Annotated in this window: 22 protein-coding genes, 1 other RNA gene and 1 pseudogene; 15 read left to right on the top strand and 9 right to left on the bottom strand. The window is 66.7% G+C overall.

What is annotated here, in order from left to right; translation table 11 throughout:
* Positions 1-39 precede the first annotated feature (39 nt).
* Both XCC_RS19320 and XCC_RS19315 read left to right on the top strand, forming a co-directional pair.
* A complete protein-coding gene (locus XCC_RS19320; protein ID WP_011038812.1) occupies positions 40-1,545 on the top strand; it encodes a sensor domain-containing diguanylate cyclase in 1,506 nt (501 codons plus the stop codon).
* A 3-nt stretch (positions 1,546-1,548) separates the two neighbouring features.
* Positions 1,549-1,710, top strand: a pseudogene (locus XCC_RS19315) (LysR family transcriptional regulator); the annotation flags it as partial.
* Between the two features lie 40 nt (positions 1,711-1,750).
* Here the strand turns inward: XCC_RS19315 and XCC_RS19310 are convergent.
* Positions 1,751-2,227 carry a hotdog fold domain-containing protein gene (locus XCC_RS19310; RefSeq protein ID WP_011038810.1) on the bottom strand — a complete coding sequence of 159 codons (477 nt, stop codon included), beginning with the start codon at positions 2,225-2,227 and terminating at the stop codon, positions 1,751-1,753.
* A 224-nt stretch (positions 2,228-2,451) separates the two neighbouring features.
* On the opposite strand from XCC_RS19310, the gene XCC_RS19305 reads away from it, so the two are divergent.
* Positions 2,452-2,970: a hypothetical protein gene (locus tag XCC_RS19305; RefSeq protein ID WP_019238027.1), complete on the top strand. Its 519-nt coding sequence runs from the start codon at positions 2,452-2,454 to the stop codon at positions 2,968-2,970.
* A 5-nt stretch (positions 2,971-2,975) separates the two neighbouring features.
* Here XCC_RS19305 and XCC_RS19300 read toward each other — a convergent pair whose 3' ends face one another.
* Positions 2,976-3,902 carry a LysR family transcriptional regulator gene (locus tag XCC_RS19300; protein WP_011038808.1) on the bottom strand — a complete coding sequence of 309 codons (927 nt, stop codon included), beginning with the start codon at positions 3,900-3,902 and terminating at the stop codon, positions 2,976-2,978.
* Between the two features lie 423 nt (positions 3,903-4,325).
* Between XCC_RS19300 and XCC_RS19295 the strand changes: the two genes are divergently transcribed.
* From XCC_RS19295 to XCC_RS19280, 4 genes are all read left to right on the top strand, one after another.
* Positions 4,326-5,396 carry an aldo/keto reductase gene (locus XCC_RS19295; protein WP_011038807.1) on the top strand — a complete coding sequence of 357 codons (1,071 nt, stop codon included), beginning with the start codon at positions 4,326-4,328 and terminating at the stop codon, positions 5,394-5,396.
* Between the two features lie 17 nt (positions 5,397-5,413).
* Positions 5,414-5,959, top strand: a complete 546-nt coding sequence (locus XCC_RS19290) for a nuclear transport factor 2 family protein (RefSeq protein ID WP_228442259.1) — start codon at positions 5,414-5,416, stop codon at positions 5,957-5,959.
* Positions 5,956-6,345, top strand: a complete 390-nt coding sequence (locus XCC_RS19285; protein ID WP_011038805.1) for an Atu4866 domain-containing protein — start codon at positions 5,956-5,958, stop codon at positions 6,343-6,345. Before XCC_RS19290 ends, XCC_RS19285 begins: the two co-directional genes overlap by 4 nt.
* A gap of 204 nt (positions 6,346-6,549) precedes the next feature.
* Positions 6,550-7,416: an SDR family oxidoreductase gene (locus XCC_RS19280; protein ID WP_019238024.1), complete on the top strand. Its 867-nt coding sequence runs from the start codon at positions 6,550-6,552 to the stop codon at positions 7,414-7,416.
* Between the two features lie 48 nt (positions 7,417-7,464).
* On the opposite strand, the gene XCC_RS19275 is transcribed toward XCC_RS19280, so the two are convergent.
* On the bottom strand, positions 7,465-7,869 hold the full coding sequence (locus tag XCC_RS19275) for a Rid family hydrolase (protein WP_011038803.1): 405 nt from the start codon (positions 7,867-7,869) through the stop codon (positions 7,465-7,467).
* Between the two features lie 129 nt (positions 7,870-7,998).
* On the opposite strand from XCC_RS19275, the gene XCC_RS19270 reads away from it, so the two are divergent.
* Positions 7,999-8,931, top strand: a complete 933-nt coding sequence (locus tag XCC_RS19270) for a LysR family transcriptional regulator (RefSeq protein WP_011038802.1) — start codon at positions 7,999-8,001, stop codon at positions 8,929-8,931.
* 193 nt (positions 8,932-9,124) lie between these two features.
* Here the strand turns inward: XCC_RS19270 and XCC_RS19265 are convergent, their stop codons facing one another.
* Entirely contained in the window at positions 9,125-11,119 is a 1,995-nt protein-coding gene (locus tag XCC_RS19265) for a M14 family metallopeptidase (protein ID WP_019238023.1), read from the bottom strand.
* Between the two features lie 162 nt (positions 11,120-11,281).
* Here XCC_RS19265 and XCC_RS19260 point away from each other — a divergent pair, with 162 nt between their 5' ends.
* From XCC_RS19260 to XCC_RS19245, 4 genes are all read left to right on the top strand, one after another.
* Positions 11,282-12,022, top strand: a complete 741-nt coding sequence (locus XCC_RS19260) for an ABC transporter ATP-binding protein (RefSeq protein WP_011038800.1) — start codon at positions 11,282-11,284, stop codon at positions 12,020-12,022.
* On the top strand, positions 12,019-13,455 hold the full coding sequence (locus XCC_RS19255) for an ABC transporter permease (protein WP_011038799.1): 1,437 nt from the start codon (positions 12,019-12,021) through the stop codon (positions 13,453-13,455). Before XCC_RS19260 ends, XCC_RS19255 begins: the two co-directional genes overlap by 4 nt.
* Complete coding sequence (locus XCC_RS19250; protein ID WP_011038798.1) at positions 13,455-14,723, top strand: DUF3526 domain-containing protein; 1,269 nt, start codon at positions 13,455-13,457, stop codon at positions 14,721-14,723. The genes XCC_RS19255 and XCC_RS19250 overlap by 1 nt, the downstream gene beginning before the upstream one ends.
* A 93-nt stretch (positions 14,724-14,816) precedes the next feature.
* Complete coding sequence (locus XCC_RS19245) at positions 14,817-16,955, top strand: TonB-dependent siderophore receptor (RefSeq protein ID WP_011038797.1); 2,139 nt, start codon at positions 14,817-14,819, stop codon at positions 16,953-16,955.
* 168 nt (positions 16,956-17,123) lie between these two features.
* On the opposite strand, the gene XCC_RS19240 is transcribed toward XCC_RS19245, so the two are convergent.
* From XCC_RS19240 to XCC_RS19220, 5 genes are all read right to left on the bottom strand, one after another.
* Positions 17,124-17,198, bottom strand: a non-coding RNA gene (locus XCC_RS19240) — sX9 sRNA.
* A 60-nt stretch (positions 17,199-17,258) separates the two neighbouring features.
* Positions 17,259-17,972: a DUF2894 domain-containing protein gene (locus tag XCC_RS19235; protein WP_011038796.1), complete on the bottom strand. Its 714-nt coding sequence runs from the start codon at positions 17,970-17,972 to the stop codon at positions 17,259-17,261.
* Positions 17,969-18,616, bottom strand: a complete 648-nt coding sequence (locus XCC_RS19230) for an OmpA family protein (protein ID WP_011038795.1) — start codon at positions 18,614-18,616, stop codon at positions 17,969-17,971. Before XCC_RS19230 ends, XCC_RS19235 begins: the two co-directional genes overlap by 4 nt.
* On the bottom strand, positions 18,613-21,270 hold the full coding sequence (locus XCC_RS19225; RefSeq protein WP_011270033.1) for a DUF802 domain-containing protein: 2,658 nt from the start codon (positions 21,268-21,270) through the stop codon (positions 18,613-18,615). Before XCC_RS19225 ends, XCC_RS19230 begins: the two co-directional genes overlap by 4 nt.
* A 10-nt stretch (positions 21,271-21,280) precedes the next feature.
* On the bottom strand, positions 21,281-22,015 hold the full coding sequence (locus XCC_RS19220) for a DUF3348 domain-containing protein (protein ID WP_011270032.1): 735 nt from the start codon (positions 22,013-22,015) through the stop codon (positions 21,281-21,283).
* Positions 22,016-22,527: 512 nt separating this feature from the next.
* Here XCC_RS19220 and paoC point away from each other — a divergent pair.
* The 3 genes from paoC (at position 22,528) to XCC_RS22500 (ending at position 26,091) form a co-directional block, all read left to right on the top strand.
* Positions 22,528-24,741 carry an aldehyde oxidoreductase molybdenum-binding subunit PaoC gene (gene paoC, locus XCC_RS19215; RefSeq protein WP_011038792.1) on the top strand — a complete coding sequence of 738 codons (2,214 nt, stop codon included), beginning with the start codon at positions 22,528-22,530 and terminating at the stop codon, positions 24,739-24,741.
* Positions 24,742-25,338: 597 nt separating this feature from the next.
* The gene (locus XCC_RS19210) at positions 25,339-25,551 is read left to right on the top strand and encodes a hypothetical protein (RefSeq protein ID WP_011038791.1); all 213 of its coding nucleotides are present in this window, start codon (positions 25,339-25,341) and stop codon (positions 25,549-25,551) included.
* Positions 25,552-25,827: 276 nt separating this feature from the next.
* Positions 25,828-26,091 (top strand): hypothetical protein, encoded by a 264-nt coding sequence (locus tag XCC_RS22500; RefSeq protein ID WP_014506433.1) that lies wholly within the window; start codon positions 25,828-25,830, stop codon positions 26,089-26,091.
* The last annotated feature ends 34 nt before the right edge of the window (positions 26,092-26,125 follow it).

Below are 26,125 nucleotides of genomic sequence, written 5' to 3'. Positions count from 1 at the left end.
TAGATGCATGAGCGACACACCTCATAGGGCGGGAAACGCATGGTAGTTCCCTTCAATTGGCAACGCGTCATTCTAAGATCTGTTCCCTATTTTGCGGCGGCAATGATCCTGTTGATGGTCGGCACCAACGCCTACCAGACATGGACGGGATACCGTTCCGCATTGGACGCGGCCCGTAGCACAACTGAGAATCTTGCCCACTCCGTGGGGCAACATGCGGATGATGCAATCAAGGACGCCGACATACTCTCCATGAGCGTGGTGGAGCGAATTGAAGGCGACGGATTCGAGAACATCGACAGGAATCGGCTCCATCTTCTCTTCCAGCGTCAGGTACGCAGCCTTCCGCAATTGCACGGAATCTTCGTTTACGACGAAAAGGGTAACTGGATAGTCACCGACAAGGACAAGGTTCCTGCGTCAGCCAACAATGCTGACAGGGAATATTTCCACTATCACAAGGCGCATGCGGGTGAGCGTGTGCACGTCGGACCTGTGATTACAAGTCGTTCGACCGGCGAGCTGGTTATTCCGGTGTCCAGGCGAATCAATAACAAGGATGGAAACTTCGGAGGGGTTTTTCTAGTGACTCTTCGCGTGCAGTACTTCAGTAGGTTCTATGCCGATTTCAGAATGGACGAGCAAGGTGTGATCGTTCTCGCAGATCAAAACGGAACCATCATGGTGCGTCATCCATTCGACACGAACATGATTGGTAGAAATATCGCCAAGGGGGATATCTTTTCGAAGTACCTGCCGCATGCATCGCGGGGCGTGCACATGGTGGTTGCGATCACTGACAAGGTGGAGCGTATGTATGGCTACGAACGCCTCAATCGCTATCCGCTTGTCGTACTGGCCGGCAAGTCAAAGCGTGCAATTCTCGGGTCGTGGTACGAGAGTTTGTATGGCTCATTGATCATGCTCTGTCTGATCCTTCCGATTCCAGTCCTCTTTGCGACGCTTATTTCGCGCCAGATAAAGACAACGCTGAAAGTCGAAGATGAGCTGCGACTGGCCTATGCCGCAGTGGAAGCCATTGCCATGCAGGACAGCCTGACCGGTCTGGCGAACCGCAGGCAGCTTGATGTGGTGTTGCCCGCCGAGATCAAGCGCGCAAAGCGAACATCGCAGCCGCTCGGCGTGATCATGGTCGATATCGATTATTTCAAGCGGTACAACGACTATTATGGCCACCCTGCAGGCGACCTCTGCATCAAGGCAATCGCCAATGTGCTGAAGAACCACACGCGGCGCGCTGGCAATCTCGCTGCCAGGTACGGTGGAGAAGAGCTCACTGTGTTACTTCCCTCATGCGACCAGGCTGCGGTGCTGGCAGCAGCCGAGCGCATTGTGGAGAGTATTCGTGGGCTGCAGATTGCGCACGACGACAGTCCGGAGGGCTACCTCACTGTCAGCGTCGGGGCATATAGCTATAGCGCGTTCAACAAGGAGGTCGATGCAAGCGGACTATTGAAATGCGCCGACGATGCGCTTTACGCGGCAAAGCAGGCTGGACGCAATCGCGCGCGCTTGAGCGCGTAGCCGCTGGCGCGCGGGGAACTGGTGCAGTGGGGAATGGTGTCCGGCGTGACGCCGGCGCTGTGGGTGCTGCACACCTCGCGGCGGCTGGCCGCGCCCAAGGTACGCGCGTTCGTGGATTTTCTGTGTGCGCGCTACCCGGACGGGTCACTGGTGTTGCAGGGCTGACGATTGCGGGTGGCGCGTGCAGCGGCGTGGGGGCGTGTGGCTACGCTTTCTTTGGCGACACCCACATCGCAATCACTGCGCGGAAGACGGTGTCTCCGGCGGTGTCCTTGATCAGCACTTCCACCGGGTACTCCCTGGCCACATCGAAGGTGGGTGACGGGTCGAGCGGGCGGGCTTCGGCCACCACCGCGGTCGTGGCTTTCTTGAGGTACTGCACGTCCATGCCGCGCGGGATCCAGCGATGCGTGGCGGGCACGGTCACCTCGGTCATGGTGCCGCCGGCCAGTTCGGCCGCGTTGCACATGGCAATCGCATGCACGGTGCCGATGTGGTTCAGCACCTTGCGCCGCTTGCGCACGGCCACCACGCACTGGTCGGGGCGCAGCACCTCGAAGCGCGGGGAGATCGAGCCGAAGTAGGGCGCCTTCAGGCACAGCAGCCGGGAAAACAGCCATTTGCCGCCCGGCAGCGGGCTTAGCCGTGTCCAGATGTTGAGGGTCTGCGATTGCGTGTCCATGTGCTGCGTTCGCTGTGTGTGAGGGCGGGATGGTCGAAACATACCATGCAGTATGGTGACCGCTGCAAGCGCTACGCAGCACCGCCCGATCTGGCTGTGCAGGTGTACGCCAGCCGGTGCAGCGGTTAGCGTTGCGCTGCCATCGCCTGGCGCAGCCGCACGGGCGTCCAGTGCTCAGGCATGCTCAGGACACGGTCCGCCCGGACCACACACAGGACGGACCCATGCTGTACGTGCTGATCGCGCTGCTGTTGATCGAAGCGGTGCTGATGCTGTGCTGGAACCGCTGGTACTGCCGCTGGGGCGTGCCCCTGTATGTGCGGCGCATCCCGGCCACCGCAACGGCGCTGGCGCACTTCCCGTTGGGCCGCATCGAGATGACGCTGGATGACTCCGCGTGGGCGCCGCTGGTGTTCCACCCGCTGTCGGAAACAAGCAGTGCGTTTCGTGAAAGCGTGTGGATGCGCGTCAAGCCGAACTACGCGCCGGTGATGCGTGGCGTGGTGGTCGTGGACAAGCGCGATCGTGAAATCCGCATCGTGGGCCTGTGCAACTGGAGCATGCTGTGGGTGGCGCTGATGCTCGTCCAGGCGCTGCCGGTGGTGCCGCTGCCAGTGCTGGCATTTACGGTCTTGCTGGGCGTGATCTATGCCATCCAGCGGCATCGCTTCAACCACGTGAGCGATGTGGCGGCGCGCTTGCTTGCCGAGCCCGCGCCGTGGCGGCCTGAGGTGCGTGTGTAGCGCCGTCAGGCCGGTGCATATTGCTCGGACATGACCTGAGGCGGTACTGCCAGATAGCGTTCGAACGCGGTGACCAGGTGATTGAAGGTGGCGCGGATGCGTGGCACATCGCGCAGGTCTTCGTGGGTCACGATCCAGGTGGTAAGTGCGGGCAGTGCGACCTCGGGCAGCACCTGCACCAGGCATGGGTCTGCCTGGGCGATCGGGCATTGCGCAATGGCGATGCCCAGGCCGGCGCGTGCGAGCGCAAGTTGCGCAGGGTGGCTGTCCGTGCGGGTGGCCAGGCGGTCACGCAGCAGGTGCGGATGCAGCGCGCGGGCCAGGCTCAGGTCGGCGCGGTTGCGAGCGGGGCCGATGAGCTCGTGTTCGAGCAGTGCCTCTACCGTGGCCGGCGCGCCACGGCGCGCGATGTAATCGCGGTGCGCAAACAAGCCCAGGGCGATCGCACCGACCTTGCGTGCCACCAACGCGCCTTGCGTGGGCGGCTGCATGCGCACGGCAATATCGACTTCCTGCTCCAGCAGATCCGCCGGCGTGTTGCTGAGCACCAGCTCGGTGACGATATGCGGATGCACCTGGCGCAAGCGCGCCAGCATCGCCGGCAAAACTTCGACGCCAACAAAGTCCGACACGCTGATCCGCACGGTGCCGGCCACCAGCCCGGGCGGTGCAGACGCCAACCGCACGAACATCGCCGAGGCACGCGCCATGGTGCGGGCCGCCGCTTCCAGCCCGCGCGCTTCGCTGGTGGGGATCAGGCCGGTGATCGCACGGGTGAACAAGGTGGTGCCCAGCGCGGCTTCAAGCGAAGCGATGCGTGCACGCACGGTGGGCTGGGTAACGCCCAGCTGGCGCGCGGCAGCCGAGAGACTGCCGGTGTCGAGAACCGCCAGGAAGGTGCGTTGATCTTCCCAGGCGATGTCGTGACTCATAAAAAGTTTTCCGGCGGCTGGGCATGTTTTGTCAGTTCCATGCTAGCCGCTGCAACGGCACTCTTGCGCTGCTCTGCAGTGATGCCACATGCAGGCGAACAGCACCTACCGCTGAGATCGCTTGGTGCCGTTGTGCGCATCACGTGTGGGCGAAGACAGCGCTGGAATGCAGCCTCTGCGGCGGTGCGCAGCGCCACCGGTTGTGCTGGGTGTCCACAACGCGGCGATGCACAGGTTGGTCGCGCTGATGTGGTTGCGCGCTTGCGATGCGGTCGCGTCTGCCACGGTGTAGCGGCCGGTTGTGCGCTCGGCGGATCAGGCAAGGATTGCGGAGGATGCGGCTACCGGCTCCGCACACGCCTGCAGCACAGTGTTCCCCAGCGCAGTGCAGTACCGCGCGTTACTTCAACAGGAGGAATTCCCATGCAGCACGCAACGTCTCTGGATCAGTATCGCTTGCTCGGCCGCTCCGGTCTGCGCGTCTCGCCGCTGGCGTTGGGCACGATGACCTTCGGCAAGGAATGGGGCTGGGGTGCCGATGAAGCCGACGCCACGCGCATCTTCGATGCATATGTCGAGCGTGGCGGCAACTTCATCGACACCGCGGTGAACTACACCAACGGTGCGTCCGAACGCATGCTGGGCCGGCTGATCGCCGACAAGCGCGAGCGTGTGGTGGTGGCGACCAAGTTCACCATGGCGCGCGACCCGGGCAACATCAATTCCGGCGGCAATCACCGGCTCAACCTGATGCGCTCGGTGGAAACCAGCCTGCGCCAGCTCGCCACCGACCGCATCGACCTGTTGTACCTGCACGCCTGGGACTTCACCACCGCGCCGGACGAAGTGATGCGCGCGCTGGATGATCTGGTGCGTGCCGGCAAGGTGCTGTACCTGGGCATCTGCAACACGCCGGCCTGGCGCGTGGCGCAGCTGCAGACGCTGGCGGACCTGCGTGGCTGGTCGCCGTTGGTGGCCCTGCAGATCGAGTACAGCCTGGTCGAACGCACGGTCGAGCATGAGCTGATGCCGATGGCGCGTGAGTTGGGCTTGGGTGTCATGCCCTGGTCGCCGCAGGGCGGCGGCATTCTCACCGGCAAGTACACGCGCGCAGATCTCTCCGACGAGAACGGCGCGGAGGTGGCTGCCAGCCGCAAGGGCGTGATTGCCTCCACCGGGCATCTCAACGCGCGCTCGCTGGACATCGCCGATGTGGTGGGCGAGGTCGCCGACGAACTGGGTGCCTCACGCTCGCAGGTCGCATTGGCGTGGACCTTGCGCAACCCGGCGGTGGTTGCGCCAGTGATGGGCGCGCGCACGCTGGAGCAGGCGCTGGACAACTTCGGCGCATTCGACCTGACGCTCAGCGATGCGCAACTGCAGCGGTTGGATGCCGCCAGTGCGCCGGCGCCGATCTTTCCCGAGCGATTCATCGGCCGGCCGATGGCGCAGCAACTCATCTACGGCACCGGCAGCGTGCAGCTGCGCCGTTGAGCACAGGAGTACCGCACATGAGCACACACACCGCATTGCCTGCCGTCCTGCTGGCGGCCGTGCTGTGGCTGCCCGGCGCACAGGCGGCCAGCGTGGCCGCCCCCGCCGCAGCCGCACAGCACGACACCCCGCACATGGCTGCGCACAACAAGCAGCTGGTCGATATCGCGTTCAAGCAGTGGGCGGCCGGCGGCAGCGGGTTGTTCGACACGCTGCTGGCCAGCGACGTCACCTGGACCATCGAAGGCTCCGGCCCGTTCGCCGGCACCGTGCATGGGCGCGACGCGCTGGTCGACAAGGCGGTGCGCCCGTTGGCCAGCCGCCTGTCCACGCCGCTGCGGCCGCTGCACTGGCAGCTGTGGGCCGATGGCGCGCATGTGATCGTGCAATGGGAAGGCGCGGCCACTGCGCGCGATGGTGCCCCGTACCGCAATCGGTATGCGTGGATCATGCGGATGCGCGACGACAAGGTGGTGGAGGTCAACGCCTTCCTGGATTTGCCGCACTACACCGATGTGTTGCAACGCATCCCGGACACGGCTGCACGCGCGGGCAGCCCATGAACGATACCCGAATGCAGCTCGCTGTTGCGGTGGCCATCGGCGCCGGCGCTGCCGTGCTGTGCGGGCCCACCAGCGCATGGCGCGGCGATGCATCCGGCGTCAGCAGCGCAGCCTCTTCTTCTCCCTCGGAGCATCTCATGCAACACCATCCGTACTTGGGCATGTGGGTCACTGGCGACGGCCGCATCCGTCAGGAGCTACTGCCCACCGGCCGCTACGACGAAGCCCGCGGCACACGCAAGAGTGCCTATCAAGGCCGCTATGAAGTGGAAGGCAATCGGATCCAGTATTGGGACGACACCGGCTTCACCGCCGATGGCACGTTCGTCACCGCCGATGAACTGCATCACGGTGGCATGGTCTTCTATCGCGAAACTGGCGAGTAACGAAGCCACACAGCGCTGCAGTGTGGAATGCCACTGCAGCGTGCGTGACCAGACACACCGCTTCAACCCGCAGCGCAACGCACCGTTGAATCTCTGCTCCGGCCTTCGCCTCCGCGCCGGTGGCAAAGCCTGCGCGCAATCCGGAGGCGTCATTGCATCGGAGACAACATGAAGACAGTGCTGATTTCAGGATCCGGATCGGGCATGGGCCTGCTCACGGCGCAAACGCTCATGCGCGCGGGCTATGTGGTGTATGCCGGCGTGCGCGACCCCGACGGGCGCAGCAAGGAACGCCGGCATGCGCTGGAAGACTACGCACGTGCGCACGCCGCGCAGGTGCGGGTAGTGGACATGGACATCCACAGCGAGGCGTCCTGCCAGCGCGCGGTGGAACAGGTGGTGGCCGAGCACGGTCATCTGGATGTGGTGATCCATAACGCGGCGCATCTGTATATCGGCATGGCAGAAGGGTTCACTGCCGAGCAGTTGGCCGACAGTTTCAACACCAACGCGGTGGGCGCCCACCGGCTCAATCGCGCGGCATTGCCGCAGCTGCGCAAGCAGGGCCACGGCACCTTGCTGTATGTGGGCAGCACCATCACCCGCATCGTTGCGCCATTCATGATGCCGTACGTTGCCGGCAAATATGCACTCGATGCAGTGGCCGAAACGACCGCCTACGAAGTGCAGCCGCTGGGCATCGAAACCGTCATCGTCATGCCCGGCACCTTTATGGACGGCACCTCGCACTTCCAGACCGCGGTGCATCCGCAGGACACCCAGGCCGTGGACGGCTATGCCGCCGTGCAGCCGGAATTCGACAACTATTCGCCTGGCCTGCGCCGGTTGTTCCGCGATGCGCAGCCGGCGCCGGTGCAGGCGGTGGCCGATGCGATTGCCCGCGTACTGGCCTTGCCGGTAGGTGCCAAACCACTGCGAATCACCGTGGATTTTGCCGATTACGGTGCGGAGGCAATCAACGCCGTGGTGGAGGCGCAGACCGAGCGCGTGTTCCGCATCATGGGCATGGAGCGCCTGCGCAGTGTGGCAACGCAGTCGTCAACATCCTGAGGGGTGAGACGATGCAGGGGCCGCCATACGCGGCCCCTGCATTTGCGATCACGCCGCCGCCTGCTCCGGCAGCTTGGCAATCACCTTGATCTCGAACTGGAAGCCGTACAGCCAGGTCACGCCCACAGCGGTGACGGTCGGGTAGGGCGGCGGGCCCCAGTGCGTGGCCCACTGCTTGAACACGACGTCGAAGATGGTGTCCGGGTCGACCATGAACCAGGTGACGTCGATGACGTCGTCCCGCGTGCAGCCCGCCGCGGCGAGTACCGCGTCGAGGTTGGAAAACGCCAGTGCGATCTGGGCGTCCAGGTCGGGTTCGGGCGAGCCATCGTCGCGGCTGCCGACCTGGCCGGAGACAAACAGCAGGCCCTCCGCACGGAGGGCGGGCGAGTAGCGGTTGCGCTCATACAGCGCCTGACGGCCTGCGGGGAAAACAGCGTCACGTGTTGCCATGGGGTATCTCCTATGTGGGCAACGTGCCCATCGAACGTGCAGCCACAGTAAGCAGCGCGCGGCAGCGGATAAATCCCTGCCAGCGCACATGACTATTTGTAGAATCCAAACAATTGAGCAGACCGCAGGATGGCGATGGATCGGTTCGATGCAATGCAGGCATTCGCACGTGTGGTCGAGTCCGGCAGCTTCACCAAGGCCGCCGACACCCTGCAGATCAGCAGGGCAACGGTGACCCAGCTGGTGCAACAGCTGGAGGCGCGCCTGCGGGTGACCTTGCTCAATCGCACCACGCGCCGTGTGGCGGTCACCGCCGATGGCGCGGCCTATTACGAGCGTGTGGTGCGCTTGCTGGCCGACATGGACGATGCGGAAACCAGTTTGTCGGTGGCATCCAGCGTGCCGCGTGGGCGCTTGCGCGTGGATGTGCCCAGCCCGCTGGCGCGCCTGATCCTGATGCCCGCGCTGCCGGACTTTCATGCGCGGTATCCGGATATCCAGTTGCACATGGGCGCCAGCGATCGCCGCGTGGATCTGATCGGCGAGCAGATCGACTGCGTGGTGCGCGGCGGCACCATCACTGATCAATCGCTGGTGGCGCGGCACGTGGGTGACCTGCAGGCGGGCGTGTATGCAGCGCCCGGCTATCTCGCACGCCTGGGCATGCCTGCGCATCCACGCGAGCTAGAAGACACCGCCCACCGCACCGTAGGCTTCATGCGCTGGGGCGATGGCGTGCCGTGGCCACTGGTGATGCAGCGCGATGGCGAACACGTGCAGGTGCACGGTCGCTACGTGGTGGCCAGCGACGACGGCAATGCCTACCTGGCCGCGGGGCTGGCCGGCATGGGCGTGTTGTGGTTGCCGCAGTACATGGCGCGTGCACCGCTGAGCCGCGGCGAGCTGCTGCCGGTGTTCGCGGACTGGCAGCTGGACCCGATGCCGCTCTCGATCGCCTTCCCGCCCAACCGGCACGTGAGCGCGAAGCTCCGCGTGTTCATCGATTGGGTGATTGCGTTGATGGCCGAGCATGCGCCGGTAGTGCAGCGACCGATGGCGTAACGGTCTACGGGCGATGTGGTGATCATGGTGATCACTGCGCATCCGTGGGAAGCGACGTGTCGGGCGACGTCATCGCCGGTGAGGTGCGCCTTCCTGCGCGCTTGCGTGGTGCACGCTGCGCTGTATGCAGTGACTCAGCCTCGCCAGGCGCTGCCGCACGCCAGCGGCCGCAGTGCGGCCGCAGTGCGGCCGCTCACTCGCGCAGCTCACGTCGCACCGGATATTGCCAGCCGCTCAGAGCGGCGTACGGCGAACGTGCGTAGATCCATTGCAGGCGCGCGTCGCCATCGGCACGAAACGCGGGGTCAGCGGCGAGCTTGCGTTCGAAGTCGCTGCGCAAGGCTGCGTCGTGTTGCAACATGCGTTCGGTGAAACGCACCAGCTCGGCGCCGTAGAGGCCGCTGTCCGGGTTGCCGGCGTGGCGGAACAGGCCGCTGGCCAGCAGCGAGTCGCTGCTTTGCGGCTCCAGCAAGGCGGCGGCCAGCATGCGCATCGGCTGGTCGGAAGGAATGCGGATGCTGCCGGGCGCAAAGGTTTCTTCCACCTGCGCGCTGTGCGGGGTGTTGCTGCCGGACTGCTTGACCATGCGGGTGCGCTCCACGCGCAACTGGCGTGGCTGCTGCAGGCGCTCGTACTGAATGCCGTGGGCATCCAATCGCGCGACCACATCGGCGTTGCCGGGCGGAATCCACCAGGCCTGCGGATAGGTCACCGCCTGGGTCTGGCGATAGCCGACCACCGGCATGGTCCAGGTGGCATCGCGGCCTTCCCAGCGCAGCTCCTGCCGGCCCGATGCCGGCGACAGCGCACGCGTGTAGGTCACGCCCTTGAAGGGCAGCTGCGCGATCGGCTGCTCCAGGCGCTCCCAGGCCACCATCAGTTCGGCGGGCCGCGCGGCGCGGTCGGTGCGTTTGGCGGCGGCAATGCGCGTGGCATCGCGGGCCACCACGCGCAGCGCCACTTCCAGCAGCACGTAGTCGCCGAGCACGCGCTGGCGATAGGACTTGAGCCGGTGGTTCTCCACCAGCACGGTGGGGATGCCGGCAAAGTCGCCGTAGCCGGTGGAATAGCGCGGGCCTTCCGGCGAGTAGCGCAGGCCCGAGCGCGGGTCGTTTTCGTCGATCAGGCTGGGGTAGATGGTGGGGGTGTGGCCCTGCGTGCGCAACGCGGCATCGACCGCCGGGGTGAAGCGCTGCTGCAGCCAGCCGGCAGTGGCGCGCGAGCGTGCATACGTGCCCCAGCCAGCGAAGGTGTAGGTGATGTCGTATTGATGATCCAGCCCTTCGCTGACATGCAGGTCGATGTACAGCGCGGGGTCCAGCCGGTGCAGCAGCGCCACCACCGCGCGGGCTTCCGGCGTCTCGAGGTTGAGATAGTCGCGATTGAGGTTGATGCCGCGCGGGGTGCTGTTCCAGCCCGCCCCCTGCGGGCCACGCAGGGCCGCGCCCACCAGCGGGCCGCGCTGCTCGTGGCCATCCACATTGAGGATCGGCACGAACACGAAATCCACCTGGTCCAGCAGCGCGCCCTTGCCGCCCTGCGCGATGTCGCGCAACAGCATCAGGCCGGCGTCCTTGCCATCGATCTCGCCGGCGTGGATGCCGGCCTGCGCCAGCACCACGGGTTTGCCGGCTGCTCCCTTGCGGGCGCGCACCAGCAACAGGTCGCGGCCTTCGCTGCTGGTGCCGAACACCTCCAGCGACAACAGTGGCGAGGCGGCGACCAGGCGCTTCAGCCACGCGCGGGTGTCCGCATAACTGGGCGTGCTGACGAAGTCGCTGCGTTCGGCCGGAGTTGCCCACTCGGCGTTCGCCTTCATCACCAGCGACTCGCTGGCGCCATGCCAGGCGCGCACCGGCGGCAGCGGCGCGCGGGTATCCAGGGCTGGCTGCGCGGACGCGTGCAGGCTGGCCAGCAAGGTCAGCGCGAGCAGGTTGGCACGGGCGTGTGCGCAGCGCGGCGCGGTGGCGGCGTCACCGCCGATGGGGTTGCGGGTGGAGGTGCGGGGCAGGCGGCTGTGCTGGGGAGAAGGCATGCGGTGATCAGTGGTCTCGTTGACGAATACGGTGTCGATGCAGCGATATTTCGTAACAGAATAACATTGCAATTCTTGGTGCTTCAGTAGTGCCGGCGAGCCGGTGGGCGTCGCTCCAAAGCCAGCCGCGTACGCTTTGCAGGTCGAATGCATGCAGATGGCGCGCGCCGAGCTTTAAAAAGCGGTGTGCCTGGAGCAACGCAAGCCGCTGCATCACTGCGCCACCGATGACACAGCAGGCGGCCATCGCCCCGACGCCGCGAGCGCGGGGCGCAATGTGATAACGTATCAATTCATTTGTAATGACCGCTTGCCATGTCCTCTGCCGCGCCGCCTGTTTCCGCCATTTCCCTTGTCGACGTCCACGTGTCCTACCGCGGCCGCGCGGTATTGCAGGGGCTGCACCTGCAGGTGGCGCCTGGCAGTGTGTATGCGCTGCTGGGTGGTAACGGCGCGGGTAAGTCGTCCACGCTGTCGGCGTTGCTGGGCTTTGTGCTGCCGGTGTCCGGGCAACTGCAGGTGGATGGTGTGGACCCGGTGGCCAACCCTGGGCTGGCGCGGGCGCGCCTGGCGTATCTGCCGGAAAACGTGGCGCTCTACGAGCACCTCAGCGCGCTGGAAAATGCCGATTACCTGCTGGCGCTGGCCGGGCAGCGGCGTAGCCCGGAGGCGATTGGCACTGCGCTGGCCGCGGCCGGGCTGCAGCGCGAGGCATGGACGCAGCGCCTGGGTGGTTTTTCCAAGGGCATGCGGCAAAAGGTGGCGATCGCCGTGGCCACCTTGCGCGAGGTGCCGGTGCTGTTGCTCGACGAACCCACCTCCGGATTGGACCCGCGCGCCATCGGCGACTTCAACCAGCTGGTGAGCAGCGTGCGTGCGCGCGGCGGCGCGGTGCTGATGGTCACGCACGATCTGCTCGGTGCAGTGGACGTGGCCGACCGCATCGGCTTTCTGGAAAACGGGCGCATCGTCGATGAAGTCGGCGCCGGTGACAGCGGCTTCGACGTGCGCACCCTGCATGCGCGCTTTGCGCGGCCGCAGGACCGCGCCGCATGAGTGCTGTGCTGTGGGTGGCACGCGAAGAACTGCGCTACATGGCACGCAACCGGTCCGCGGCCATCGGCCTGGTGCTGCTGATGGCGTTGACGCTGGTGGCCGCGCTGACCGCCGCGCAGCACCAGCGCGAGGTCTCCGAGTTCCGCACCCGGCAACAACAGGCCGCGCAGCAGGCGTTCGAAGCACAGCCAGACCGGCACCCGCACCGCGTGGTGCATTACGGGCACTTCATCTATCGCCCGTTGCCGGCACTGGCGGCCTTCGATGCCGGCGTGGATGCCTTCACCGGCAACAGCATGTTTCTGGAAGGCCACCGCCAGAACACCGCCAATTTCGGCGACGTGCGGCAAAGCTCGTTGCTGGTGCGCTTCGGGCAACTCACGCCTGCGTTCGTGCTGCAGGTGCTGGCGCCGCTGCTGCTGGTGTTCCTGGGCTACGGCGCAGTGGCGCGCGAACAGGAAACCGGCACCTTGCGCGTGGTGTTGCTGCAGGGCGCCACGCGGATGCAAATACTGAGCGGAAAATATCTGGCCCTGACCGCAGTAGCGGCGGCCTGCCTGTTGCCGGCGCTGGTCGGTTTGGTGCCGGTGGCGGTGCTGCCGGGGCAGGGCGTGCGGGTGGCGGTACTGGTGCTGTCGTATGCGGCGTATCTGCTGGCATGGTGCGCGCTGGTGCTGACGGTGTCGGTGCTGTGCCGGCGTGGCCGCGACGCCTTGCTGGTGGCGCTGGCACTGTGGGTTTGGCTGGCCCTGCTGGTACCGCGGGTGGCGCCGGATGTCGCCAATGCCGCGTATCGCCTGCCCACGCGGCTGGAAACGGACGTGGCGATCCAGCGCGATCTGCGCACACTCGGCGACAGCCATAACCCCGATGACCCGCACTTTGCGCAGTTCAAGCAACAAGTGCTGGCGCAGTACGGCGTGCAGTGGGTGGAAGACCTGCCGGTGAACTACAAGGGCCTGCTGGCACTGGAAGGCGAACGCCTGACCGCCAGCCTGTTCGCACGCTACGCGGCGCGCGATTCGGCGATCCAGCAGCAACAGAATCTGTTGGTGCGCGTGTTTGCGCTGCTCAGCCCCACGGTGGCCTTGCGCGAGGTCTCGATGACGGTGGCCCAGACCGATCTGCGCGCGCACGAACGTTTTCTCAGTCAGGCCGAGCGGTATCGCTATGGCCTGGTGCAGCAGCTCAATCAATTGCAGGCCGATGCGGTGAGCCTGGCCGACGACACCGCCAAGGATGCCGGTGCCGACCAGCGCAAGCGCATCGATGCAGCGCATTGGCACCGCATTCCTGTGTTTGCATTCGAGCCATCGGCCACGGCGCAGTTGCTGCACGCAGGGCGTGCCAGCCTTGCCTTGCTCGCCGGCTGGTTGCTGCTGTCGCTGTGCCTGGTCACGGTCGCCGCGCGGCGCATGGGAGTGGCACGCTGATGGCCGTGTGGCGCTACGAATGGCTATTGCTGCTGCGTGCACGCGCGGCGGTGGCAGGGCTGGCCTTGCTGGTGCTGCTGGGCGTGTGCAGCCTGGTTTCCGGGCACCACCTCATGCAGACACAGCGCCACAACATCGCACGCATCGCGGCCTTGCAGCAGGAAGACATCGCTGCGGTGCAGGCGTATGTGGCGCGCAGCAACGATGCCGGCAGCGCGGCCTATTACAGTTTCCATCCCACCTGGGATCCGCCTGCGCCACTGGCGTTTGCTGCGGTGGGCATGCGCGATGTGTCGCCGTACATCCTGCGCGTGCGTGCGCTGGGCCTGGAGGCGCAGATCCATGACGGTGACAGCTACAACCCCGAACTCGCGCTGGCTGGCCGCTTCGACTACGCATTCGTGGTGGTGTTTCTGTTGCCGCTGTTTGTCATTGCGTTGTTGTTCGACCTGCGCTCGGGTGAACACGCGGCCGGGCGCGCGCGCATGTTGGCAGCGTTGCCCGGATCCGGCACGGCGCTGCTGGCGCGGCGGGTGACGGTGCGTGCGCTGGCGGTGCTGCTGTGCCTGGCGTTGCCGTTTGCGGTGGCCGCCACGCTCAATGGCGTGCCGCTGGGCCAGCAACTGGCGGTGCAGGCGTTGACTTGCGCCTACCTGTTGTTCTGGGTGGTGGTGGCGGTGCTGGTGGGGCGGCTGCCATGGCGGCCGGCCGCGCATGCCACTGCGCTGGCCACGTGCTGGGTGGTGCTGGCGCTGGTGGCACCGGCGCTGGCGCATGTGGCGATCAACCAGGCGGTGCCGGTCAATCAAGGCGCCGAGATTGCGCGGCTGCAGCGCGAAGCGGTCAACCACGCCTGGGACATTCCGCGCCAGCACACCATGCAGGCGTTCTACGCGCGCCATCCGCAGTGGGCGGATTCGCCTCCGCTGACCGATGCATTCCACTACAAGTGGTATTTCGCCTTCCACGCCAACGGCGATGCGCAGGTGGCACCGCAGGTGAGCGCGTACCGGCAAGGCCTGCTCCGCCGCGAAGCGCTGGCGCAACGCGTAGCCGCGGTGTTGCCACCGGTGGCGCTGCAGGCCGCATTGACGCGTCTGGCCGGCACCGATCTGCAGGCGCAGCTGGCCTACCAGGACCGCATCCGCGACTACCACCGCGCACTGCGCACCTACTACTACGGGTTCCTGTTCCGCGATCGCGCGTTTACCGGAAACGACTTCGCACGCGCACCGCGCTTTGAAGCAATGGCAGACCCGGCGTCCTAGCGGCGCATTCCCGTATCACCGTTGCATCGATGTTTCGTGTGCCTTCATCGCGACAGCCGCCAACAGGCGGCTGTCTTTCAGGAGTCCTGCCCCGTGTCCAGTCTTCTTCCACGCCGCCACGTTGTCTCGGCGCTGCCGCTGCTTGGCGTGCTCGCCTGCGCCGCCGCGCCGGCCACTGCGGCCGAGCCACAGGCGCGCAGCCTGGACGCGGTGCAAGTACGCAGCGACTACGCACCGTACCGCGCACTGACGGTGACCGGCGCCACCAAGACCGAAGCACCGCTGCGCGATCTGCCGATCAGTGCACGCGTGCTCGACCACAGCTTGCTGGAGGATGCCGGCGTCACCGATCTGGCCGGCGCGCTGGACATGGCCAGCGGCATCACCAAGGCCAATAACCTGGGCGGGCTGTGGGACAGCTATTCGATCCGCGGGTTCACCGGCGACCCCAACTTCAGTTCCGACTACATGGTCAACGGCTTCAACGCCAGCCGCGGTTACAACGGCCTGCGCGATGGCGCCAACACGCAGAGCGTGGAAGTGATCAAGGGGCCAGCGTCTGCGTTGTACGGGCGCGGCGAGCCAGGTGGTGCGGTGAATATCGTCACCAAGAAACCCTTGTTCGATGCGCAGCACAGCGTGGACCTGTCTGCGGGGCGCTTTGACAGCTACCGCGCGGCGCTGGACAGCACCGGCCCGCTCAGCGAAACCGTGGCCTACCGCGTGAATCTCATGCACAAGGACCAGCACAGCTTTCGCGACACGGTCGATAGCGACGCCACGCTGCTGGCGCCGTCGCTGCTGTGGATGCCCACGCCCGACACTACGGTGTCCTACGAGCTGGAACTGCTGCGCATCCACACCCCGTTCGATCGCGGTGTGACCGCGATCGATGGCGATGCCAATCGCTTGCCGGCGTCGCGCTTTCTGGGCGAGCCGGGTGATGGCGACATCGATCTGCATTCCACCGGCCACCAGGTGTTCGCGGTGCATGGTTTGAATCAGACTTGGTCGTTGCAGGGCGGTGCCACGTATCGCGACAGTGGCATGCGCGGCTTTTCCACCGAGCCGTGGACGCTGCAGGCCGACGATCGCACGCTGCGGCGCGAGCGCCGCTACCGCGACTACCAGGGCCGCGACATCGCCGCGCGCGCCGAACTGCTGGGCACGCTCGGCAGCGGCAAGGTCGCCCATCACGTGTTGTTCGGCATCGATGGCAACCGCTTCAACGACAGTCGCTACCAGCTGCGCGCGCGCTCGGCGGCCACGCCCTACAGCATCGACGTGCTGGCACCGCGCTATGGCGTGGCGCAACCCGGGCGGTTGGCGCCGATCACCGATACCGACGAGCGACAACAGGTGTGGGGCGTCTATGCGCAGGACCAGATCGATCTGGGCGCGCGCTGGAAGGCCTTGCTCGGCGTGCGCTACGACCACTATCAGCAGGACATTGCCAACCGTCTGCGCGCAACCACGCAGCAAGCCTCCGACGGTGTCATCAGCCCGCGTGCCGGGCTCACCGTGCATCTGGACGACACGCTGTCGCTATACGCCAGTGCGGCGGCCGGGTTTCGGCCCAATAGCGGCGTGGGTGCCAACGGGCAAAGCTTCGCGCCCGAGAAGAGCCGCTCGCTGGAAACCGGCCTGAAATACGTGCAGCCCGGTGAGGGCCTGGAAGCGACGCTGGCGGTGTTTCGTATCGACAAGGAAAACGTGTTGAGCCTGGATCCGGCCGACACCAGTTTTTCGTTGCCGGTGGGGCAGATGCGTAGCGAAGGCGCAGAACTGGATCTGCTGGGCAGGCTCACTCCGCACCTGGCCGCCTCGGTGGGCCTGGCCTATACCGATTCGCAGGTGACCCGCAGCAGCGCCGCTGCAATGGGCACCGGGCTGGCGGAAGGGCGCCGCTTTCCGAACGTGCCACGCTTCAGCGGCAATGCCTTCGTCAACTACGCGCAACCGTTGAGCGGCACGCGCAGCGCCGCGGTGGGGGTGGGCGTGTCGCGCACCGGTGAGCGGCTGGGGTCGGTCGACAGCAACACCGGCTTCGTGTTGCCGGCCTACACGGTGTGGCGCCTGGTAGGCCATTACGACCTCAGCGAGCGTCTGCGGCTGTATGCAAAGGTGGAAAACCTCACCGACCGCCGCTACGCCGCGTTTTCATACAGCGAACAATGGGTGTATCCGGGCGCGCCGCGCACCTGGACGGTGGGCGCACGGCTGAGGTTCTGAGGTGCGCGCCCGTTCGTCTGCTGCGCGGTCGCCGTGCAGGACGCTGCGCCGTTGCAGCGGGCGCTGCATAGCACGCGAGACCGGATCGAAAGAGTCCCCAGAAGGCGATAGTGCGCGCGCCGCGATGGCGACGTGCGTTACGCACATCGCATTCGTGCGGCTAAGCGCGGCTAACAAACCGTAGCGAGCAGTCGTCAGGTGGGTGCGGACGGCGCGGAGGAAACGGAATGTACGTGGGTACGTGCCGATTCCGAGCACCGGCCGCGCCCGCCTGGCGGCTGCGCAGTCGGTTTGATCGCTGCTCTAAGCGCGTCGCTTCGGCGCCGCGCTGCGGCTGCGTTTCTTGCCCGGCAATGCCGGTGCCGGCGCTTCAGTGGCCAGTGCGCCGCCGTGCTGCAGCTGCTCCATCCACGACAAGGCATCGACGTAGGCGAGGAAGTGCTGCAGATAGCCGGGCGCTTGCGCGCGCATCAGGCTGATGCATCGATGCACCAGCACGCTGGAATTGAGCGGGCCGGCATCGGCGGGTGCGTCCTGCAGCGATTGCCGCACCTGGCTGGCGGTGCGCACGGTGGCCCAGGTGCGGCGGAAGTCGTCCAGCGCCGGCAACTCGGGGAATTGCGGAGCATGCGCGGCATTGCCGGTGCTGCTGTCGCTGAGCAGTGCGGTGTGGCCGGCCATCTGCGTGAGCAGCTCGCTCAGTGCCTGGCGTGCGGAGACCGGTGCAGGCGCAGGTGCGGCGCTGCGCTTGTTGCGCGCGCGCGATTTGGGCGCGGCCGGTGGTTGTGCCGGCGCAGGTACGGGCACGGAGACCGGCGCCGGCTGCCGCGCCTGTGCATAGGCCGTCACCAACGCGGCGAGCTTGTCTTCCAGCACCTGACGCACGGCCGGCGGCTGCGTGGCGGCACGTGCCTGCAAGGTCTGCATCAGATGGAAGCGCACCGGGTCGCGCTGGTCGGCGCCTTGCGCGCGCCACTGTTCCAGCTGAGCCTGGGTGGATGACGCGGTGCGGCTCATCGTGGTGCGGCAGTAGCGGTGGCCGACGGGCGCGGAATCGGCGCGATTTCCACACGGCGGTTCTTGGCGCGGCGCGTTTCGTCGGCGTTGGAATCCACCGGCTGCTGCGAGCCGAAAGCGGCCGCGAACACCGAAGAGGCGGGCACGCCTTCGGCGATTAGCGCACGGGTGACGGTGAGCGCGCGTTGCGCGGACAGTTCCCAGTTGTCGGCATAGCGACGGTTGCTGTCCAGCACCGGGCGGTCGTCGGTGAAGCCGCTGATCATCAGGATCTCTTCGCGCGACACCAGGTACTCGGAGAGTGGCGCGGCCAGGCTCTTCAACACCTCGCGGCCTTCCGGCTGCAGCTGGTCGGAATTGAGCGCAAACAGCACGCTGCCGCGGATGCCGATGCGGCCGTTGACCAGGGTGACGCGGCCGGCGGCCAGCGGTGCGGCCAACGCCTGTTCCAGGGTCTTGCGGCGCTGCGCTTCGGCCTGGCGTTGCTTGACCTCGTCGTCCAGGCGGCTGGACAGCTGCAACTGCACGCCGATCACGCCGACCAGGATCAGCACGAACGCGCCCAGCAGCACCGACATCAGGTCGCCGAACGCGGCCCAGATCGGTGCGGCGGATTCGCCATCGAGGTCGATCTCATCGCTCATGCCGGCTGCGCTCCGTTGGCGTCCACGCGGCGGTCATCGAGCAGGCGCAGTTCTTCGATGATCTGCTTCTGCGAGAGCATGCTCAGGTCCACCACTTCGCGCGCCTGCGCCACGTAATACGCCAGCTGATCGTCGCTGCGCGCCTGCGCGGCATCCAGTGCGCCGGCAATGTGCTGCAGGCGGTCGTTGAGCTCGCCGGTGGAGGTGCTGAACAACTGCACCGCGTGTCCGAACGCATCGCCCAGGCTGGCCACTTCCACCGCGCTGCCGGTGACCTGCGCGGCCACCGCTTCGAGCTTGCTGGTCTCGGTGCCGATCTGTTCGGTGAGTTGGCTGCCCACACGCTGCAGCAGATCGGCCGAGGTGCTGACCAGTGCATCGACGGCGACGCGTTGTTCGGTGGAGGCGTGATTGACCGCGTTGAGCAAGGTGTCCAGCGTGGCGAGCAAGCGGCTGCGCTCTTCCAGCATCGCGGTGTCGCGCACCATGCTTTCGGAGAGGTTCTGGCGCAGCTCGGCCACCACGTCGGCAGCGGCCTTGGGGGCTTCGGCGGCGATCTGCATCAGGCGCGACACTTCGGCAATGGTGGCGCTGGCCTGTGCCTGCGCCTGCGTGGAGAGCTCGCTGGCGGTGGCGGCCAGGGTGTCGCAGATGGCCTGTTGCTGCTGCGCCACTTGCTGGCCGGTGTGTTCCCATTGCGCGCTCAGGCGCGTGCTCATCGCGGTGAAGCGCTCGCTCCACAGCGCCAGGCGGGTGTCGTCGCGTGCTTCCAGTGCGGCCTGCAACTCAATATGCGCCTGCTGCAGCGTGCCGATCAACGCGGCGGCGTGCGCCTCGCTGCTGGCGGTGGCTGCGCTCAGTGCGCCCTGGTGCTGTGCGGCCAGCTCCGCGCTGGCCTGCTGCTGTTGCGCCAGCGCGGCATTCCAGGCATCGGCGGTCTGGCTGCTGGACTGTTCCAGGCGCGCGGACACCGCATCCACCAAGGCTTCGGAGCGTGCTTCAAACGTGCTGGCGAAGTGCGTCAGCGTGGTGTGCAGTGCATCGGTCAGGCTCTGGTTGGCGCGTTGCTGTTCGCTCGCTGCCGCCGTCCAGGTCTGCGCGGCAGTGGCGGTGCTGGCGGCGAAGCCGGTGCTGAGCCCGTCGAGCTGTTGCTGCACCGCCTGGCCCACGCCATCCTGCAGCGTGGTGCTGTGCTCGGCAATCTGCTCCACCGTGCGCTGCAACTGCGCGCTGAGCGCCTGGGTGGACTGCTGGTGTTCGGCCAGCACCGCGGCCCAGCCTGCGGCCGCCGCGGCGGTGCTGTGCGCAACGCCATCGTTGAGCGCAGCCAGTTGCTGCTGCACCGCCTGGCCAAGGTTGTCCTGCAGTGCGGTGGTTTGCGCGGCGAGTTGTGCGAGGGTGCTCTGCAGTTGTTGTGTGAGCGCCTGCTGGGCCTGTTCCTGCGCGGTGAGCGCGGCCTGCCAGTTGGCGGCGGCAGCGCTGGTGCTGCGTTCGAATCCGTCTGTCAGCACGCCCAGCTGCTGCTGCACGGCCTGGCCCACGCTGTCCTGCAGCGCGGTGGTCTGCTGCGCCATCTGTGCGAGCGCGTGCTGCAGCTGTTCGGTCTGCGCCTGCTGCGCACGTTCCTGCGCGGTCATCGCCGTGCTCCAGTGCGCGCTGGCGGCGCTGGCACTGTGCGCAAAGCCGGTGCTGATGCCTTCCAGCTGCTGCTGCACCGCGTCGCTGATGCGCGCATGCAGGGCGGTGGTTTCCTGCGCGATGCCGGCCATGGTGGCGGCCATCGCCGGCTGCAATGCATCGCCCACCGCGCGGGCGCTGTCGGCCACACCGGCCTGCAATGACTGCTGCAGGGAGTCGGCCAGGCGCAGGTAGGCGGTTTCAGTGCGCGCATGGAATTCGGCCTGCTGCGCGGTGAGCCGTGCATCGGCGGCGGCGCTGTGCTGCTCGATGCTGGCCATCAATGCCTGCAGGCGGTCGATCAGGGCCGGCATCAGCGCGCTTTGTTGCTGCTGCAGCTTGAAGGTCTCGCCGCGCTGGTGCGCGTCCGAATACGTGTGCAACGCGGTGGCAATCTTCAGGTCGAGCTGTTGCACGGCCTGCAGGCGCTCACGCCGGCACAGCGCCGACAGCAGCCCGAGCATGGCCGAGGTGGCAACGCCGGCGATGGAGGTGCCGAACGCGAACGCAAGGCCTTCCACCGGTGCCGCCAGCGAGCCGCGGATGGCCTGCAGGTCGGTGGCGCTCTGCAGTGCAAAACCGGTGCCCTTGAGCGTGGCCATCATGCCAAGCAGGGTGCCGAGCATGCCCAGCAGCACCAGCATGCCAACCAGATACGGCGTGAGCACCGGCGCCGGCAGCGCCACGCGTTCACCCTGGATGCGCAGGCGCACGGCGTTGCGCAGCCCGGCGGGCACGGTCTGCAGCCAGTCGGCCAACGCAGCGGGTGCGCTGCTCACACCTTCGAGCGCCTGCTCCAGCGCGATGGTGGCCTGGCGGTAGTGGTACAGCTCCCGCGCACCGGCGATGTAGCACGCCCCGATGACCGCGGCGACCAATGCGCCGAGCGGGTTGGAGCCGAGGTAACCGATGCCGACCCAGCACACCGCCAGCAGGCCAACAAGAAACACGAAAACGGACACGAGAGTTCTGAACATGACGTCCCAATTAGCGGGTGCGAAGCGCTGCAAGCAGGCCTTCGATAGGGTGAAAACGAACTTCCAGTTCGGCGAGCAACACGCTCTGCAAATCGTTGCGGAACACGTCCAGCCAGGCATCCGAGCCGGGGCGTGCTGGCGCGGTGTCGGTGTCCTGCGCGGGGTGGTGGGCCGCGCGCAGGCGTTCGAAATGGGTGCCGAGCAGGGTGGGCACGGTGGCCAGCAGGCTCTGCTCGCGCGGGCTGAGGGTGAGTTCCATCACCGCGTCCACTTCGGCCAGGCGCGCCATCTCGCCGTTGCCCGATTGCGCCAGCATGTCGCGCAGCCGGCCGCGCAAATCGCCGGTGGTGCTGCGCATGCCGCGCTGCATGGCCAGGTAGTGCTGCCGGAACGGTGCGTAGTCGGCCAGTGGTGCGGGGGCGCCTGCGGCCGCGGCGGCGCGGGCCTCGCTGCGCAGCCGGGTGAGCAGCGTGTCCAGCTCGGTCACGCAACTGGTGGCCAGGGTGGCGCGCAGGCGCGCGCAGTCGTCGGCACCGATGGCGTTCACCTCGGGCAGCGTTTCGGCGTCGGGCAGCTTGCCGTCCAGTGCCTTGGACACGGCAACGGCGCGCGTCCAGTCGATCCACTGGCTCAGCCGATCGGCCAGCGCGTGGTTGGACTGCGCGACGTGGACGTCGGTGAGGCGAGCGAGCAGGCGAATGAACGCCGGGCCCGAGAGGGGCGCCCGTGGAGGAGCTTTCGCCATTCTTCCGGTCAAAGACCGCGCATTTTACACGGGAATGACAGCCGCTCCCTTTGCCTGGGCGGGCGGGCGCTGCGGCGGGCGGTGGCGTTCATGGAGGGGGAATGGGGAGTCGGGAATGGGAAATGGGGAATCGGGAATGGGGAATCGGGATTCGTCGGGGCGCGGGGAGATCGCGGGGAGATGGGAGGGGGATGGGAGGGGATGGGCTTTCCTCCAGGCGGCTGCTTGACCATGCAAGCTTTGCCGGTCGCAGCGCGGGCAATGGCTGCAGGGAGAGGCAGCCTTGCCCGCAGCGCCTGCATCCGGCCGATTCATGAGGCCTGTTCATGACCCCATGCCGGGAAACGAGCTCCGGGCGGCGCCTGCGTTTGCTACAAACGGGTAGGCATTGGCGGCTGTCCGAGCCGCCGCGTGCGCCGGCTGATTCAGGCCGATCTGGCAGTGCCAGGCCCTTGCCAGCGCCCAGGCGCGCGGTGGCGCGCCGCCCGCCCGTCCCCCTCAGGAGCACCCACATGAAGTTCGACACCCCCGCAGGCGCCACGCCCGCCGACCAGCTCAAAGTGCTGGGCCAGCCGGTCGATCGCGTGGACGGGCCGCTCAAGGTGACCGGGCAGGCCCACTACGCCTATGAATGGCATGACCAGCCCGGGCAGATGGCCTACGGCTACATTCTCGGCGCGGCGATCGGCAAGGGGCGCATCACCGCACTGGACACTGCCGCCGCACTCGCCGCGCCCGGGGTGATCGCGGTGCTCACCCACCAGAACGTGCCCGCGCTGGGCACCGGCGACTTCTATGTGCAGCGGTTTCTGGCCGCGCCGCAGGTGGACCACTACCATCAGCCGGTGGCGGTGGTGGTGGCCGAGAGCTTTGAACAGGCCCGCGCCGGTGCGGCGCTGGTGCGGGTGCGCTACGCGCGTGAGCGCGGCCACTACGACCTCGCCGCCCAGCAGGCCAGTGCCCCGGTGGCGCCACAGGCGCCGTTCGGCGGGCCGCCACAGACCGCCCAGGGCGACTTCGCCGCCGCCTATGCCGCCGCGCCGTTCACCGTGGATGCCACCTTTCGCACGCCCGACCAGGCGCACGCGATGCTGGAGCCGCACGCCACCATCGCGCGCTGGGAAGGCGAGCAGCTGATCTGCCACACCGCGATCCAGCAGATGAACTGGGGCACGCGCGACCTGGGCAAGGCGCTGGGCATGCCCAAGGAGCGCATCCGGCTGCTGTCGCCGTTCATCGGCGGCGGCTTCGGTGGCAAGGGCACCGCACAGGCGGATCTGGTGCTGGCGGCGCTGGCCGCGCGCATCACCCGGCGGCCGGTCAAGCTGGCCCTGCAGCGCCCGCTGATGTTCAACAGCACCATCCACCGGCCGGCGACCATCCAGCGCCTGCGGCTGGGCGCCGGCGCCGACGGGCGGCTCACCGCGATCGGCCATGAAAGCTGGTCCGGCAATCTGCGCGGCGGCCGCAGCGAGCCCACCCCCTTGTCCACGCGCGCGCTCTACGCCGGCGCCAACCGCATGACCGCGGTGCGGCTGGCGGTGCTGGACCTGGCCGAAGGCAATGCCATGCGCGCGCCCGGCGAGGCGCCGGGGATGATGGCGCTGGAGGTGGCCATGGACGAACTGGCCGAACGCGTGGGCATGGACCCGGTGCAGCTGCGCATCGTCAACGACACCCAGGTGGACCCGGAACAGCCGCAGCGGCCGTTCTCCACGCGGCCCTTCATCGCGTGCCTGCGCAGCGGCGCGCAGCGCTTCGGCTGGTCGCGACGCAACCCCACGCCGGCCAGCGTGCGCGACGGCCGTTGGTTGATCGGCATGGGCATGGCTGCGGCCATTCGCGGCGCGCCGATCTCCAAGGCCGCTGCGCGTGCGCGGCTGGACCGCAGCGGCACGTTGACCATCGAAACCGACATGACCGACATCGGCACCGGCAGCTACACCATCGTGGCGCAAACCGCGGCCGAGCTGCTCGGCCTGCCGTTGCACCAGGTGGTGGTGCGGCTGGGCGACTCCAGCTTTCCGGAAACGCCCGGTTCCGGCGGGCAGCAAGGTGCCGCCTCGGTGACTGCCGGCGTGTATGCCGCCTGCATGCAGTTGCGCGCGACGGTGGCGCAGCGCCTGGGCATGCCGGTGGACCAGGCCCGCTTTGCCGACGGCCAGGTGCACGCCGGCCCGCGTTCCATTGCGCTGGCGCAGGCGGCCGCCGGCGGCGAGCTGGTGGCCGAAGACGCGATGGAGTTCGGCACGCTCAAACAGCAGTACGCGCAGCAAACCTTCGGCGCGCATTTCGCCGAGGTTGCGGTGGATGCCGACACCGGCGAAATCCGCGTGCGCCGGTTGCTGGCGGTGTGCGCGGCCGGGCGCATCCTCAATCCCAAGACCGCACGCAGCCAGGTGATCGGCGGCATGGTGATGGGCGTGGGTGCGGCGTTGATGGAAGACATGGTGGTGGACACCCGGCTGGGATTTTTCGTCAATCACGACCTGGCCGGTTACGAGGTGCCGGTGCATGCGGATATCCCGCATCTGGAGGCGCATTTCATCGACGAGGTGGACCCGACCATGTCGCCGTTGAAAGCCAAAGGCGTGGGCGAACTGGGGCTCACCGGCGTGGCGCCGGCGCTGGCGAATGCGGTCTACAACGCCACCGGCATCCGCGTGCGCGACTACCCGATTACGCTGGACAAGTTGTTGGCGCAACTGCCCCGGCGTGCGGGATGAGTGGTGGTTGCGCGTGGTGTGCTGCGGCAGTGCGCAGTGAGCTGATTGCGTCGTGATCTGGGTCGGTCACAGGTGTTGCCGGAGCTGTCTTGCAACGAAGACGCCGCAAGAAGCAGTCCTGGCACACCCGCCTGACCGGGGTTTAGACGTGCTGCATTTGAGTGGGCAAGTAGGGTGCTCGCCAACGCACTTGAAGCGGGAAATTCGTTCATTCCAAACGCAGATGCGTGGCCAGGCGGTTCGAGAGTAGAGCCGTAGCTTGGGAAGCTGCAGCGCGTATCGCGAGTGCTCGCACTACGAGCAGATGCGAGCGTGCCTGCTGGCCATGCAACTGGTTCCACAGTTGAGTGCGCCTGCAGCGTCAACAATGCATTTGGATAATGCGGATGGACATGCTCTGCTGCGGATGTGTCCTCCGTGTCAAAAAGCGCTGCAGAATCGCGGTGTTGGCGGCCGCAGACACACTGTTTCAGGCCACGCGACGCCAGCAATTTAACCGATTCAGGTTCGCCGCCGCTGTCGCCTGGTGGACCCGGTTTTGTAAGGTGAACGGGTATAAGCTGCGGGCCGGGGACATTCCCCAACGAGGTAAACACAATGGACCGCTCTGACATGCAAGTGTCCGATCTGCTGGTCTTGGAGCTGCAAGGGTTCCACGACGCCTATGGCAGTGGACCGGACTTCTGGGACGCTTATCAACGCATCATGACCACCGCCGCACAGGCCGGTGGCGACGTCATCGCGCTGGCCAACGAAATGGCTGCGCTGGCACAAGGTCTCGGCGCGGTCGGCCGCGCGCAGCTGTTGTAATCCGCTGAGCGCGCATGGCGCTATGGCGTAGCGCCATGCGCGCTGCCGCTACACGGCTCACTCCACGCTGCCGCAGTGTTCACGCTCTGCCTGCGGCGCCTGCTTCTAGACTCCATGCAATCGATGGCACGCGCTGGTGGAAACACGAGCACTGCCAGTCGGGGCGTCGTCTGGCAACCGTGCAGTGCACCGTTGCCATTGCATGCTTCCGTTTGCGCAGCGCGCCGCCCCAACCCGCTGGATGCGACCAGTCCCGCCATGTTGAGGAGTACGGTCGTGAATGAAGAAGAAGGGTGCGTGCGTCTGCATCTGGTGGGCGGCCCGCAGGATGGGCAGACGCTGCAGGCCGATTCGGCGCCGGAATTGTTGATCCCCGAGGGGTATCAGATTTCACCGTGGCCCGGCGGCGAGTTCGGCATCCACTGGCGGCACGAACTCAATCTGGCCTGCCCACATGATTCGATGCCCGAAGGCGACGTGCATGACGCGCTGGGCGTGCACTGGCGGCGGTATCTGGTGCTGCGGCGGCAGGAGGACTAAGAGCAGCTATCAACACGACTGCGCAGCCGCCAGG

The sequence above is a fragment of the Xanthomonas campestris pv. campestris str. ATCC 33913 genome, assembly GCF_000007145.1.
Classification (GTDB): Bacteria; Pseudomonadota; Gammaproteobacteria; order Xanthomonadales; family Xanthomonadaceae; genus Xanthomonas; species Xanthomonas campestris.
This window is presented reverse-complemented; position numbering and strand designations above follow the sequence as displayed.